This is a genomic window from Aureliella helgolandensis (assembly GCF_007752135.1).
In the GTDB taxonomy this organism is placed as follows: domain Bacteria; phylum Planctomycetota; class Planctomycetia; order Pirellulales; family Pirellulaceae; genus Aureliella; species Aureliella helgolandensis.
Genome location: NZ_CP036298.1, coordinates 350,250 through 364,237 on the forward strand (window position 1 = coordinate 350,250; position 13,988 = coordinate 364,237).

The window sequence follows — 13,988 nt, forward strand, 5'->3', positions numbered from 1 at the left end:
GGACAGCGCCAACTTTTTAGTGGAATTGTGAGACGAGTGGCAAATGGGGAACGCCTATTCTGCAGAGCGTTGCGGTTTGCGAGCGAGTTCTCGGAAGTAGGCTTCAATTTGCTGGCGATAGAGTGGCAGGACCGTTTCGCGACGACTCTCGATGGCCTCCTCTGCCGATTGGGTTGGCAGATACCCCCACCGCTCGTCCGCCCGCTCGACCGCCAGCACTTGGACCGGCACAGGAGGGTGTGGATTCACATCTGCTAAATTGCTGTCGGTAGCCATCCCGAGATCGCTAGGTGCGTCTTGACTGGGGGGCTGACGTGACTGACTCATGCGATGGGCCAATTCTTGGGCCGCCTCTGACAGCGCGGTTGGTGGGGCGGTTGTGGGCGAGACGCTCGAAGGCTGCCCTGTAGCGTCGTCTTCATTTTCGCCCAGTTCCAAGTCCGCATGCTGCTGTTGATCGAGTTCGTCGAGCATGCGTGCCAGTTCACTTGCGTCGAGCAAGCTCGAGAGCGACTCTGCCGACGATGAGGGGTTGCCGGCATTGGACTCGGACGCAGGCGATGCGGGAGCCCTATCGGCTTGCTCCTCCGTTGGCCGCATTTGTCGCAATGCGTCGGTCGCAGCTTGCAAGGCCAGTACCGCATCTCTTGAAGCTTGGACCGCAGCGGTAGAGCTGTGCAGTTCTACACTCTTGTTATTGGGGATGCTGTCCGTGGAGGACGGTCGTGAAGTGGACGGCATGTTGTCCAGAGAGGCGGATGGGGTAGAAGCGATAGCGGCGGCCAGCGCTTCAACCGACGCCTGAATCTCCTGCTGATTGGTTGCGGTGGTTTGCTGCGTAGCTTGACCTAGTTGTCGTGCGGTCAGCATATTCAGTAGGCGTTGCTCGTGGCGCGCAGCCCTTGCCAGTTCCTCGATAGCAAACTCAACCTGCTGTTGGATCTCGTGTTGCGTCTCAACCGCTGAGCTCAATGCAGCACCGCTCGACCAAGTTTGATCCGGTAGGGGATGGATAACAGCCAGCTCATGCAGGATCGAAGCAAGTTCTTCCTCCAAGAGTTGGGTAAGCTGTGCACCGAGTGCTGCGGCGGGATTCTTCCCTGGGAAATCGGTCCAATGAAGCTGGTTGATCTTTTCGGCTCGCTGTTCGGCCATGGCGATTCGGCGCTGTTGGGTTTCGTACATGTCGGAGGAACGCTCCCGACCCTGTGAGGGCAATTGCTGCTGTTCTAGCTTCAATAGTTGTTGGGCATTCCTAGCCAATTGCTGTTGGATGCGACGCCCACGATCTTTCATTTCACGACGACGGTCGACTAGATCGGTTGGAGTGCGGTGGATATCGCGTTCTGTGGCGCTCAACAGATTCCGGTGGGCTGTTTGAACAACAGATTCAATTGCCTGGAGTTGGCGATGAATTTTCTCGCTGGCGACATTGAGCAATTCTAGCGACGATTCTTGGCGGGATTGATCAGCAAATTCTAGAGTTTGTTGCAAGAGCGTTTCCGCCTCACGCAGGGATGTTGCGGTAGCTTGCTCCTTGGCCGAACCTGCCGTCCAGCGAGATTCCGAGAGCAAGAGTTTCAGCAATTGGTGAGCTTGCTCGCGCGCGGAGTTAATGGCAAGCTGCCGCGCAGACGCGTTGCCATGCCAGACTGGATCGGATTGCTGCAGTTGGGGAGCTAGAGTCGCTTGTAGGGCGGTGGCTGTTTCTAAAGTTGCGAATGCCAGCTCAACCGCCTGTTGCGAAAGCTGGGAGAGCTCACGCTGCATTGGAGGGAGTTGTTTTAGCTCGTTTTCAAGTTGCCGCATCAGTTCCTGTGGGTCGGTGTGCGCTAGATTCGCAAGCGCCTGGGCTTGGGCATAATCTGCCGAACTAAGGCCTGAGGTTGGTGCGATGTCGCTTGGGGCAGACGATTCGGTAGGGCCTCCTTCGGACGGCTCCTGAGTCTCGCCCGAGTCACTCGCTACGTTGGAAGCAGGGAGTTCGTTTAATTCTAAGCCCTCGCCGTCGCCTGGAAACGAGCCTAGGAGATACTCAGCCACGGCATCGAGCGTTTGGCTGGATTCGAGCTGCTGTTGGGCGGCTTGTTGGAGTTGCTGGAGCGGTCGCTGTGCTAGCTCGATCGATGAGAGGTTGTCCAGCGACTGAGCGACTGTCTTCGCAACTTGCTCGACAACCTCGCGTGCTCGGTCTGCCCGCTGGGCCACTTCAATTTGCTCTCGTTGCAATAGATCTTGAACGTCGGCGGAATCGCTCAGCGCCTCTCGCAACTCTTCGATGGGGTGGGACGCTGAAGCTCGCAGCTGCTGGAGTTGGTCGAGCCTTGCCTCCGCGGGAAGGCGTTCGGCACTCTCGAGTGTTTTTGCCAGCGCGTCGGTCTGTGTTGCCAGCTCGCGAGTTGCTTCGGCAGCGTGTCGAGCCAATTCATTGAGGGAGGGGGATAGTTCGTTCAGCCTTTGGCGCGCCCGGTCGACGTATGGTTGAAATAGGAGAGTGAGGTGTTCCACCTCTTGGAGTCCTCGTTTCAAAGGGAGCGCGAGTGAGACCGAGGGTTCGCTCCCCATTGGATCGCATCGCGCTGTGAGTTGAGCATCGATTTCCTGGAAGGATGCACTCTTCGGATACTCGGCAAACCTGCTGGTTAGATTTTGAGGAATATTCGTGGATCGCAATTCGTCCGCAACAAACTGAAGCATTCGTCCGTGTGCTTCCCACCAACGGGATGCCTCTTCGGCATATAGACGGTTTGCAGAGGACTTGCTGACTGGCTCGTTTTCTGATTCGACAAGACGTGCAAGCAGGGACTGCCCTAGTGATAGCTTGTGCTGCGACTCCAGGATGCGGAGGGCTTGTAGGATGGTGGTTGAAGGATCCTGGGGAGGAGCGACGTGTGCTCCACGGCTATCAAAAATGGCGTCCCAGGCCCGGCGAGCTGCTCCCAAATCGCTGGAGTAACGATGGGCATGGGCGGCTCGTTGCAAGGAGCGTCGCAACGCGAGTTGCATGGCAGGGATGTTGTTGGAGCCAATCTCTCGATGGCTTGGAGGAGTTGTGTTGCTGGCCAGCGTTTGCTGCGTCAACGCTGGAAATTCGAGCAGCGAGTTTGCCACCGATCCAGCCAATTGCTGAATCCGAAGCTGGCTCGCCTGCAACGCATCGCGGATGTTGGGCACAAGGCTAGAGGGGGCCGTTAGGGCGGCAAGATTTGTGGCAACGCCTTGCGCGTTATGCCGCAAGGTTCTTAGGTTAGCGTCCTCAGACACGCGTTCGATCTGCGCGGTTTGTATGCTGAGCTGGTCGACGACGAGACGCAGTGGCTCGGCCGTCACTTCATGGGTGGACTCGAGCGAGTCAGCGATCGCTTGTTGAATTTCGGTCAATTGCAACCCCAAGACTGCCTGGCGTCGTACTAGGTGCACGATCGAGGTGTCCGATGCGATCGAATCGGCGAGGATTTGTTGTTGAGTTTCGGCCAGTCTCGAAATCTGCATGGAGATTTGCTGCGTGAAAACATAACTCACTTGCATTCGAAAACTGTGCGCGAGGGTGCCTGCCTGTTGAGCCAGCGAGTCAACCTGCTTGAACCAAGGATCCGTTTTGTTTTCAGCGGTGGCTGGTGCGGTTGGAATCGATTCGGTTGAAGCTCGGAGGGACGTTATTGCAACGAGCGCGGAGTGCAGTTTTGCTAGGCACTCAGCAACTTGTGCCAGTTCTGCTCGCTCTAGAGAGTCTTCGCTGGACACAATCGCTTGTTCGGCCAGGCTCAAAACGCCTTCTAGGTCTTTGCGGATGCCATCGAGTGACTCGTAGAGATGCTCGTCTGGCACCGAGTTGGATGCCTCAGCTTGCTGAGCTAGCTTGGAGGCGATGTCATCGATTTGGTCGGCCAGCTTCAGACTGAATTGTTGGCTCGGAGAGGGATGCAGGGAGACACTCGTACTGGATAATGCAATGTGCAGAATTTCGCTGACACCGGTTTGTTCCATCGCGTCTATCGCGGAAATCTTTACTTCCAGCGTATCTCCTGACGTGAGTTGAAGCGGTAGTAAATCCAATTTCCATGGAATCGCAGCCTTGAAATTCCATTCTTTCCTTTGAGGTGAGCTGGGCTCGGGTTGCTGGGGGAGCGGTAGCTCGGTGGGTACCCAACGAGCTCCATTGATTCGATATTCTCCCCGCACTCGCTCCACAGGCAATTCGTCCTGGACCTGCAGTTCTAAATCGATCGAGGCGTGAGGGGTAGCTAGTAAACTGGCGTTGTTCGGTGCGATCCAACGGACTTGAGGCGGCGCGTCCGTGAGGGCCGTGACGTGGTAGCTAGGGCTGAATTCATTGTTCAAGCCGGTTGTGGCGTCGTGCAGTTGCACGCGATACTTGCCAGAGCGCTGCAGATCGAATTCGGTCGACCAATGCTGTGCGTCGAGTTGCGTGAATTGCTGGGGCTCGACGGAGCGAGCTGCTTGCGAGTCTTCCCAGACCAATTGAACAACGTCCACGGTGGGAGCTACCTGGACGATCAACTGGATGCGGCTGCCAATGAGTGCACGGATGTTTCCGTTGGGTTCGATCGCCTCGACCATTTCAGGATGTGCGTAATGGGGGAGCGAAATGCGTTTGATGAATTGGGTGACGGTTGGCCGCGACTGAGTTTGGAGTCGATACCAGGGAGTGTAGGATTGTTGCGCGACTACGCGATATTCAATCCATTCCTCATGGGTGTTCAGCATGGCTTCCCAAAACTGAGCATCCGCACTAGTGCGTGCTGTAGCTAACGGAGTCCGCTGCGCCATCTTCACCGAATTCTGGGAGGCTCCCGTTCGCGTTTGTAGTTCAACCACCAAAGGTGTTGTCTTGTTGGGTGGACGATCGTGCCAGCCGGTGATTTTGGCAGTGATTGCAATCGAATCTGAGGCAGGAATAATTTTCGCGTGGGGTAGTGGGCGGACGAGTTCGATCGCAATTCCGCTGTTTCGCCCAAGATCAGCAAGGGGCAGCAGGATACGGCCAATACGCTGAACCGAGTGCAAGCTGGGGATCCAGCAGGCGACCAGCAAGATGATGGTCGCCACCGCGGTGCTGGCTAGTGTCTTTTGGATTTTTCTCCAGGGGAGAAGGGTCGTCACATTAATCGCTTCCATGCGATCAGCGACTTGCGTTTGCAATTCACTTCGAAACGCAGCGGAGCTCTGAGCAGAGGCGTCTCGCTGGCGTGACAGTTCTAACGCGGATAGCAGATGGTTTCGCAGACGACTACTGGTGCGTTCGAGGCGTTGAGCTGCGTCGATGAAAGTTGTGCGGTGGAAAAGCGGGGGGAGCGCCCACAGAATCGCTGCCGAGACGAGGAGAACGTAGAAAGTTGCTGCAATAGCCGCACGCCATGTCTCGCCCACGGTCCAGGAGTCAACGAGTACGGCCACTAGCAGCAGTGTCAGGCCAATGCACCAGGTGCACGCCAGTCCACGGGCGGAACGCAATTGCCAGCGCCGGTGAGAAAAGGCAGACAACTTTTCCCGCGTACTTTCGGCTAGATCGGGGTAGAATTCGCGTTGAGTTGGCGACAGTGTTTTTTTGAGATACTGAGTCATATCAGCCCCCTGCCCTTTCTCAGCCACCATTCTGCCGTCAGTAGAACCATCGCGCTGCCAAACCACCAGTACGAGTCCCACAAGGCGGTGGAAGTAATGGTCCGTTGGCCACTTTGCAAGGGACTTAGCTGCTCGATCAGCTGGCCCGCTTGCAATTCATGAAAGTACTGCCCTGCTCCTATCTTAGCCATACTTTGAAGCAAAGTTTGATCGCACGTTAAATCCAACAGTTCGGGGCTGTCCTCGGAGACCACTGAGAATTCAGAGCGAACGTTGAGCGATTGGAGTGGGAAGTTCTCTGCCTGCAAACGCACGCGATAGCTGCCTGCCGGCAGTGTTGCAATCGTACCACTGTAATTTCCAGGCATGTCAGTCTGCTCGGAGAGAGGCAGCTGAAATTGGGCTCCCGACGCGTCTTCAACGATCGCTGCCACGGCGCGTTGCGAGGTGGGGCTTTGATCGGGGAGTCGTAATTCGGCTCGAATCTCGATAGCTGATCCCACAGTTCGTTGTGCGGGACCGGTATCAAGCGACACGAACTCGCCCTGGATGCTCAGCGGACGTTTCTGGGCCCACTGCGCCAGCTGATTCCAAAATCGTTGATGATACAAATCTCCCACATTGTAACGCCAACGCCACGTTTCATCGGTTGCTAGGAAGAGGACGCGGCCGCCACCATATTGTCGCGAGATCAGCAGCGGGGAATGTTCCAACGGGCTAACCGCGTCCACCAGTACTTCGCTACCAGCTAGCGCGGCCACACGTGAGACAAAATAGATCGGAGGCAACGCTTGCCACAGTTCCTGATTGCGACTGGGGGAAAGCGAGACGCGAGGCGTGGGGCTCGCTGCCTCCTGCTCGTCGCTGGTCGACGCGGTCGCTAGTTCGAGTTGTAGAGCATCCAGATCCCGGTGATTGTCCGAGATTTTTACCCGCTTTTCCAATGCAAGAGCTGTCGAGACAATCCCTTGGTTTGCCGAATCGAGCCATTTCACCGGTAGCAACTCTTGGATCGGCGCATACGCCGCATCTTGGAGATGCTGTCTGGCACCATCGATGAAGATTAGGCCACCGCCCTGATGCACGAATTCGGTGAGCCATTGCATTTGCTCGCGCGAAAGGAAGCTGGCCGGTACGTCTCCCCAGAGGATCAAATTGAATTCGAAGAGTTGCTCTCGGCGAGTGAAAAATGTCGAGCTCCCTGCCAGCAAACTATGCAGCTCCCAAGCCGGATCACGCGAGAAGAGGTTTTTAAGGTAGCGAGTCTCCCAGCGGCTACGTCCGTCTACCAGCAGTATTTGGGAGGCTGTCACGGAGATGGAAAAGTTGAAATCGCGTCGGTTGTTCGTCAGACTGGCTTCACTCGCAGAGGTGTTTAAGGACGCGTGCATTTGGATGGGAAGGTTGGTGGCGAGCGTCCCTGCGGGCAAGGCAGCTAGGCTTCGATCGTAAATTGCCTCGAGAGGAAAAGAGAAATTAACCTCACGTCTCCCCTGCCCCAAAGACTGCAGCTCCTGTTGCCAGACTACTTCGCTTCCGTGTTCAATCCTGGCAACGTACTTCGAGCTCAATGGGAGTTGTTCATCGATCCACATTTGCCCCCGCAATGTGTCGGCGCCGTAGAGCTTCTGCGGATGTTCGATGCCTCGAAGTGCAAGGTCGAGTGGTTGTTCAAGGGAGCCGAAGCCAATCGTGTACACGGCTATGTTGCGTTGTTGCAGGATGCGAGTGGCTTCCAGGGGATCGCGGCCATGGTTCGAGCGTCCATCGCTCAGCAGGACGACGATTTCATGCGCTTGAGATTGACTTGTGTTTTCACCTGAGGATGTTGGATCTGCGGCGGATGGGAGTGAAGGGACTTGCGTAAGTGCGGTGCCAAGCGGCGAGTGGCTAGCCCATCCCAGGGGGTTTTCGCCAGTTGATGGGGACGCGCTATCGGGTGATGTGGGATACGGCACAGTAGTGGTGGACACTGGAGTAGGCGAGATAGGCGATGACTGCCAAAGAGGGAGGTTGGTGTCATCGTCGATCTGAAGTAGCTGTAGTTCAAACTGATCTCGAAGTTGCGAGAGTAGTCCTTCGGACCCGTACAGCAGGGTGTTAGCTCGCTCGAAGCGATTGGGCGGCTCAGGAGGAAATCGCTTGCTGCCCGCGAGTTGAGGTCGCTCCGTGGGAGGTGAAGGGTCGGCCGTTTCGATTTTGAACGCCGATTCAGAAGGAAGGGGCACGGTAATCGCCTGTGGAGCAATGGCGGGCTCGTCGGTCAGCGACATGCTCCTCGAACCATCAAGCAGGAAAGTTATCCGTCCAGGTTTTCCTTCGAAAGTCCAGTGCTCCCAGGTCGGTTCACTCAATGTCATGCAGAGGAGAAAAATCGTCACACACCGCAGCAGTGGTAGAAACCATCGCAGATATCCTCCACCGGCGGAGAGGAACTCTCGGTAGTACAGCAAGACCGCTAGGAGGGAGAGAGCGATTGCCAGCCCTAGACTCCAACCCCAATTGCCCGCTAAGTGCAAAAAGCTCATGTGGTACCCCGAACGGATGTTGAATGCCGGTTTTCACTGGCCTGCTGTCCCTGCGACTGCTCCATTAATTGCCTGCCAAGCGTGGATTGAATCAGCAAGAGTTCAATGAGGAGTAAGGCAATTAATACTGCGATGCACCACCGCCAAATCTCTCTTCCGTTTCGCTCGACCTCTGCTTCGGCTTGTAGAGCTTGCGTGGACTCGACAATAGTGCCCCCCAATTGCTCCGCCAGCCTACGGAGTTCCTGGCCACCATACGGCGCCAAATTCGATTCCTGAGGAGGTGTGAAAGCAGCAAAAAGACGCGTTGCATTGCTTGCGGAGTTGCTCGAAGCCTGCACTCGGTAAACACCAGGGAAGATTGTTTTTCGGGAGGAGGGATTGAAAGCGGAAGCGATCGGAGAGGCCAGACACTCACCGTCTCGGAGTGCAATGGGCAATTGCCGCCAATCGCCGCAGCGAAAGTACGAAGTTGCTTGATCTCTGGCGATGGCATGTGCAAACAGACGCTGCATCAAGGGGACGAAAATGCCGCGCAGTGGTAGATCGGACCAGGAATCGTCTACTCCAAAACCAAATTGCAGTATCCGTCCACGTTCCCACTCGCGTGAAACGACCAGTGGCGATCCATCGGACAGCGATAGCCACGTGCGAGTCGTCGGTTCGGCTCCCATGAGAAGTGCTGGACCAATGGGGAGCCAGTGGCGAAGATTGATATCCGGGATGGAAGTGGTAGATCGATTCAGTCCGAGCGAGCTAGCGAGCTCTGAGGATAAAAGCATGCGCTCCGACGGAGCGTTGACTAAGCCTGCGGGGGGCTGGGAGTCTTGAAGTGGATTGGATTCCCAGACGCCTGGAATCACAAGTAAACCACCGCCGTTGGCGACGTAGTTGGAGAGCCATTGGGTTTGAGCCACGGCGAGACCAGCCTCTTTGTCCCCTCGCGGTCGTGCACTTTGCATTCGTTCCAACTGAGTGGCAGGTAGCGTTGGTGATGAGGGAGAATCCGCGATGGGAGATGCTGCCAATGCGTGAGTGTCTGCAAGCGATGCACCCAGCAGTGCGATTGCTTGGTACTTCCCCGAGGGATCGATTATCCACTGCGAAGCATGAACAACTTCGACGGAAAAGTGGTTGCGAGAAGTTTCAGAGGATGTGAATGGAGCGAGTGCAGTAGTAAGGTAATGGCTGGGGAGGGAAGGATCGTTTGGGGCCGTTGGTAGCGGAGTACGATTTCGAGTTGCATCCACCAGCAGCACTTTAGCCGGTTCGACCACCTCAACAACTTCAAACGCGCTATTGTCGCAGAGAAGTCCCTCGGGATCCTCCACCGAAAATTCAACATAGTGCCAGCCAATGGCTTTAAAGGAGCACGCGAAATCGATTTGGATTTCGCTGCCTGCGTCAATCTCTACGAGCCTTCGTTCGAAGGCTGCTCCATCGATGCTGATTTGGACTGCAACACTTGGAAGGGCGCGCGGGCCAAAGTTTCTGAGGATTGGGCTGAGTCGAATGGGAGATGCTAGGAACACAGGGTCCGATTGATGATGCTCGATCTCAATCGCAAGGTTGGATCGTGTGGATAGACGCGGTGGAATGGGTAGCAAATGAATAGAAATGGGTGGTTCAATAGTGTTGAGCTGGCTGTGCAAGGAATTGATTTGGAGGGGAGTCAGATCTTGCCAGTCTGCATGCTGGAAATCGCTGCATATCAGTAACTTGCGATTTCCTGCGGGATGAGCCTGCGCGATTTGAATGGCGTTACTCAGTGTTTCGAAGACGTTGAGTCGGTCCCAGCTGTTGGGCAGTGACTCGATGTCCCGCAGCAGTCGGCTTGGGGGCTGCATAGCGAGTGATGGTGCTTTGCTAGCTTGGCTCAGAGGTGGAAGCAGCATAATGTCTGCCTCGGGAAACGCGGTGACCACTTCCTGCAGACGCCTGACTTGCAATTGTGCTGGAGCAATGCCTGCGGAAGACGGGGCCTCGGGAGGTGTAGCGACTTCCATCGATGGGCTCGTGTCGGCTACCAGGAAGATAGCTAGCGGCCCGTTGCTGCCGGAGCTCTTGAAGCTGGTGAGAACGGGGCGTGCCAAGGCCAGAGCTAAGAGAATGGGAATGAGGCATCGCACCAACAGTAACGGCCAGGATTCCCAACGCATTCGTTTCGTATTGGTTTCCAAGGCCGCATCAAGCAAATGCATCGCGCCCCAGGGGACGGTCTGGGTGGACGTTCGGTTGAGCAAGTGGATGACTAGGGGAATGGTCATCGCAGCGACGCCAGCGAGCAGGGATGCGTTTAAGAAGTTCATCCTCGCGTCTCGCGGTCGCTCAGTGGTTGGTGACTCGATCTCGCGACCTGTGCGGGGCTTCCGTGGCGGCGGTTCAAGTACTCAAGCAAAATCGAAGTGTAGTCTTGTTCGGTGGTGCAGGAGATCCAGTCGATTTGATTCTGCGAGGCTCCCATCGCTAACTGTTGTCGGAATTGACGCACTTGTTGTAGATAGCGTTGTCGCAGCGAAGGGGGATCGACAGTCCGTTCCGTCGCGACTCCTTCCACGGATTGAAATCGAGTGCGCTGCCGGAATGGAAAATCGAGTTCGTCGGCGTCCCAGACTTGGAATACGACAACTTCGCTGCCAGTGTGTCGGAAATAACGCAGTGCGGAGAAGAGTTGTTGCACGTCGTCGAAGCAGTCGGAGATCAGTACGAGTAGGCCTCTCCGTTTGAGTTGGCTGGCCGCCTCCTCGAGAACTTGGCTGAGTGCCGTTTCCCCTCCCGTGCGCGAGTTGGCCAGCGCACCCAATAGGATCGATAAATGGCTGGTGCGGCTACGCGGTGCAATGGTTTGGCGTAGTCGTGTATCACACATTCCTAGTCCGACTGCATCTTGTTGTCGAATGAGCAGAGTGCACAGGCAGGCGGCGAGGCGAATCGCAAAATGGTGCTTGCTCAGACCGTTGGAACGGGAGCCTGCGTAACTCATCGAACCACTTTGGTCGACGAGGATCATCGCGCGCAGGCTGGTTTCCTCTTCATGCTGTCGAATGAAGAGACGGTCGGTCTTGCCGAATAGCTTCCAATCAATACTGCGGGTTTCATCACCACGCACATACTGCCGATGCTCCTTGAACTCAGCGCTCGCCCCCTTGTGCGGTGATTGATGACGACCGGCTGTAACACCTTCCACCACCGATCGTGCAAGCAATTGCAATTGGGCGAGTGATTCGTGGTCGTGCGAGGTAAGCATGGAAGGTACGTTGCCGAGCATTCACTGGAGAGTCGCGGGAGACTTGCGAGCCTGATTGAAGGGGAGTGAGCGGTCTCGAATCAGCTATGGGGAGTCTTAAAGTAACGGAAGCTTAGGTTTAGGAAGTTCTTGCAGGGCACGGCGAATCAGGGCATCGGGTCGTTGGTTTTCGGATTCTGCAGAGAAAGAGGGGACGATCCGGTGCCTGAGTACGGGGAGGGCTAGATGTTGAATGTCTTCGAGCGTGACGTGGTAGCGGCCTTCGAGCAGGGCTCGGGCCTTGGCGGCTAGGACCAACTGCTGCCCGGCACGCGGCCCAGGCCCCCATTCGATCCATTTCTCGGTCCAAGCCAGTGGGCGATCGCTGCCCGGTCGGAGCGCACGGACTAGGTCCAGGACGAAGTCTTTGACATTTTCAGGCAACGGTACTCGTCGCACGATCTGTTGGAACTGCAGCATATCCGCACCGCTGACTACGGGGGACAGGGTGGTGGTTCCAGCGGATGTCGTGCGCTCAATAATGTCCGACTCTTGTTGGCGAGTTGGGTAGTCGACGGCGATTTGAAACAGGAATCGATCGCGCTGGGCCTCTGGCAGAGGGTAGGTTCCCTCTTGTTCAATGGGGTTTTGGGTGGCCAGTACGAAGAACGGTTCGGTCAATGCATAGGTCTTGCCGCCCACGGTAACCTCGTGTTCCTGCATGGCTTCCAGCAGAGCGGCTTGAGTTTTCGGGGGCGTGCGATTGATCTCGTCGGCGAGTACCAGCTGCGCAAAAACTGGGCCACGCTCGAACACGAGCTCCCGATGTCCCGTGCTGGGAGATTCCTGAATGATATCGGTCCCGGTGATATCGGCGGGCATCAGATCTGGAGTGAATTGAATGCGATGGAAGGAAAGATCCATCGTTTGGGCCAACGAGCGAATCATCAGCGTTTTGGCCAGCCCTGGGACACCTTCTAACAAGCAGTGGCCGCGCGCCAACATGGCGATTAGCAGTTGCTCGATGACTTCGTGCTGCCCGACAATCGCCTTGGACAACTGATGACGGATTGCTTCACAGGCGGACCGCAAGCGTTGGGCGCATTCCAGGTCCATTTCCTCATTCACGAAGTCTTCCACGCCCAATCCACTACTCCCAAGGTATGCCAATGGCTCCGATGCACATGCAGAGTTGCTGCTCGGAATTCCGCTCGATTGACTGGTTCAGGGGAAGTCCGAGAATCGAGCGACTCTATTATACTACGCACTCACGAAATCGTTGACGCTCTAAAACTGTCGGATAGACCTAAGTATATGTGGGATTTAATCATTGTCGGAGGTGGGGCCGCAGGTCTCTGGGCGGCTGGTACGGCCGCCGCCCGTGGTCGCCGCGTCTTGGTGCTTGAGAAGAACAACAAGCCAGGTGTGAAGATCCTGATGTCGGGCGGCACGCGTTGCAATATTACCCATCACTGCGGAATTCAGGGGATCATGGATGCTTTTGGCCGGCAAGGCCGCTTCCTCAAACCTGCATTGTACGAATTGCCTCCGTCGGCGGTGGTGGAGGAATTTCATCGATTGGGGGTTGAAACCAAAGTGGAAGATACCGGCAAGGTCTTTCCCGTTAGCGATCGAGCCATCGATGTGCGGGACGCACTCCTGCGACGCTTGAACGCGGCCGGTGCGGAGCTGCGCAGTGGCGTGGCTGTGGTCGATGTAGCCAGAACCGAGGATGGAGCATGGCAGGTCGTGACCCATGAGGAGACGTTGCCGACCAGCAAAGTGCTGTTGTGTTGTGGCGGATTGTCCTACGCCGCATGCGGTACGACTGGCGATGGGTATGCTTGGGCACGACAGGCTGGGCATACGGTTGAAAGGACCTTCCCCGCTTTAACGCCTCTTCTAAGCCCTGCAACTTGGGTTCACGAACTTACTGGCATCACGCTACCAAGTGTGGAAGCCAAAGTTGTGGTAGAGGGGGAGAGGAACAAGGATCCACGCTTGTTGAGCCGCGGAGGGTTCTTGTGGACTCACTTTGGTTGCTCCGGTCCGGTGCCCATGAACGTTTCACGGCACGTCGCGGCCCTCGCTCAACCACAGCACGCTACTTTGATCGTTGATCTTATCCCCGACGAGACAGAAGAGCAGGTGTTGCAGCGGCTGACACAAGCAGGTAAGCGAGGGATTGGTTCGATCCTAAACAGTTGGATTCCCAAGAGCTTATCGATCAAGTTGCTCGAGCGAGCACAGATTATCGACACAACAACCTGTTCGGAACTGCCCCGCAAAGCTCGGCTCAGCTTGATCGAAGACCTCAAGAGGTTGCGAGTGCCCCTGAGTGGAACCCGCGGCTATGCCAAGGCCGAGGTGACGGCCGGTGGAGTGTCCACTAAAGAAGTGAATCCGCAAACGATGGAAAGTCGATGTGCGCCGGGGCTGTTCTTGGCGGGGGAGATCTTGGACGTGGATGGGCCGATCGGCGGGTTTAATTTTCAAGCGGCATTCAGCACCGGGCATCTTGCTGGCCTGAATGTCTAGAGCTGCGGGCTGCCGGTGCTGAGTGCCGTTCGCTCGAGCACGGACGTATCCGTTACGTGGAGTGCAAGCAACTGCGTCCCGGTTGAGCGAGAGGAGCCGGCGTGGGCTGA

6 protein-coding genes are annotated in these 13,988 nt (G+C 56.3%); 1 reads left to right on the top strand and 5 read right to left on the bottom strand.

Translation table 11 applies throughout. The features are described from left to right. Positions 1–54 precede the first annotated feature (54 nt). From Q31a_RS01330 to Q31a_RS01350, 5 genes are all read right to left on the bottom strand, one after another. A complete protein-coding gene (locus Q31a_RS01330; RefSeq protein WP_197356008.1) occupies positions 55–5,652 on the bottom strand; it encodes a coiled-coil domain-containing protein in 5,598 nt (1,865 codons plus the stop codon). Further along, entirely contained in the window at positions 5,583–8,114 is a 2,532-nt protein-coding gene (locus Q31a_RS01335) for a vWA domain-containing protein (RefSeq protein WP_145072856.1), read from the bottom strand. Before Q31a_RS01335 ends, Q31a_RS01330 begins: the two co-directional genes overlap by 70 nt. Further along, the gene (locus tag Q31a_RS01340) at positions 8,111–10,423 is read right to left on the bottom strand and encodes a BatA domain-containing protein (RefSeq protein ID WP_145072859.1); all 2,313 of its coding nucleotides are present in this window, start codon (positions 10,421–10,423) and stop codon (positions 8,111–8,113) included. Before Q31a_RS01340 ends, Q31a_RS01335 begins: the two co-directional genes overlap by 4 nt. Beyond that, on the bottom strand, positions 10,420–11,361 hold the full coding sequence (locus Q31a_RS01345) for a DUF58 domain-containing protein (protein ID WP_145072861.1): 942 nt from the start codon (positions 11,359–11,361) through the stop codon (positions 10,420–10,422). Before Q31a_RS01345 ends, Q31a_RS01340 begins: the two co-directional genes overlap by 4 nt. A 96-nt stretch (positions 11,362–11,457) precedes the next feature. Continuing rightward, a complete protein-coding gene (locus Q31a_RS01350; protein WP_145086699.1) occupies positions 11,458–12,456 on the bottom strand; it encodes an AAA family ATPase in 999 nt (332 codons plus the stop codon). 198 nt (positions 12,457–12,654) lie between these two features. Here Q31a_RS01350 and Q31a_RS01355 point away from each other — a divergent pair, with 198 nt between their 5' ends. Next, positions 12,655–13,878 (top strand): BaiN/RdsA family NAD(P)/FAD-dependent oxidoreductase, encoded by a 1,224-nt coding sequence (locus Q31a_RS01355; RefSeq protein ID WP_145072864.1) that lies wholly within the window; start codon positions 12,655–12,657, stop codon positions 13,876–13,878. Positions 13,879–13,988: the final 110 nt, after the last annotated feature.

Bases quoted from the DNA above. Each gene is read 5' to 3' on its own strand.
- Q31a_RS01345 (WP_145072861.1), bottom strand. From the start codon at position 11,361: ATGCTTACCTCGCACGACCACGAATCACTCGCCCAATTGCAATTGCTT.
- Q31a_RS01350 (WP_145086699.1), bottom strand. From the start codon at position 12,456: ATGGACCTGGAATGCGCCCAACGCTTGCGGTCCGCCTGTGAAGCAATC.
- Q31a_RS01355 (WP_145072864.1), top strand. From the start codon at position 12,655: ATGTGGGATTTAATCATTGTCGGAGGTGGGGCCGCAGGTCTCTGGGCG.
- Q31a_RS01335 (WP_145072856.1), bottom strand. From the start codon at position 8,114: ATGAGCTTTTTGCACTTAGCGGGCAATTGGGGTTGGAGTCTAGGGCTG.
- Q31a_RS01340 (WP_145072859.1), bottom strand. From the start codon at position 10,423: ATGAACTTCTTAAACGCATCCCTGCTCGCTGGCGTCGCTGCGATGACC.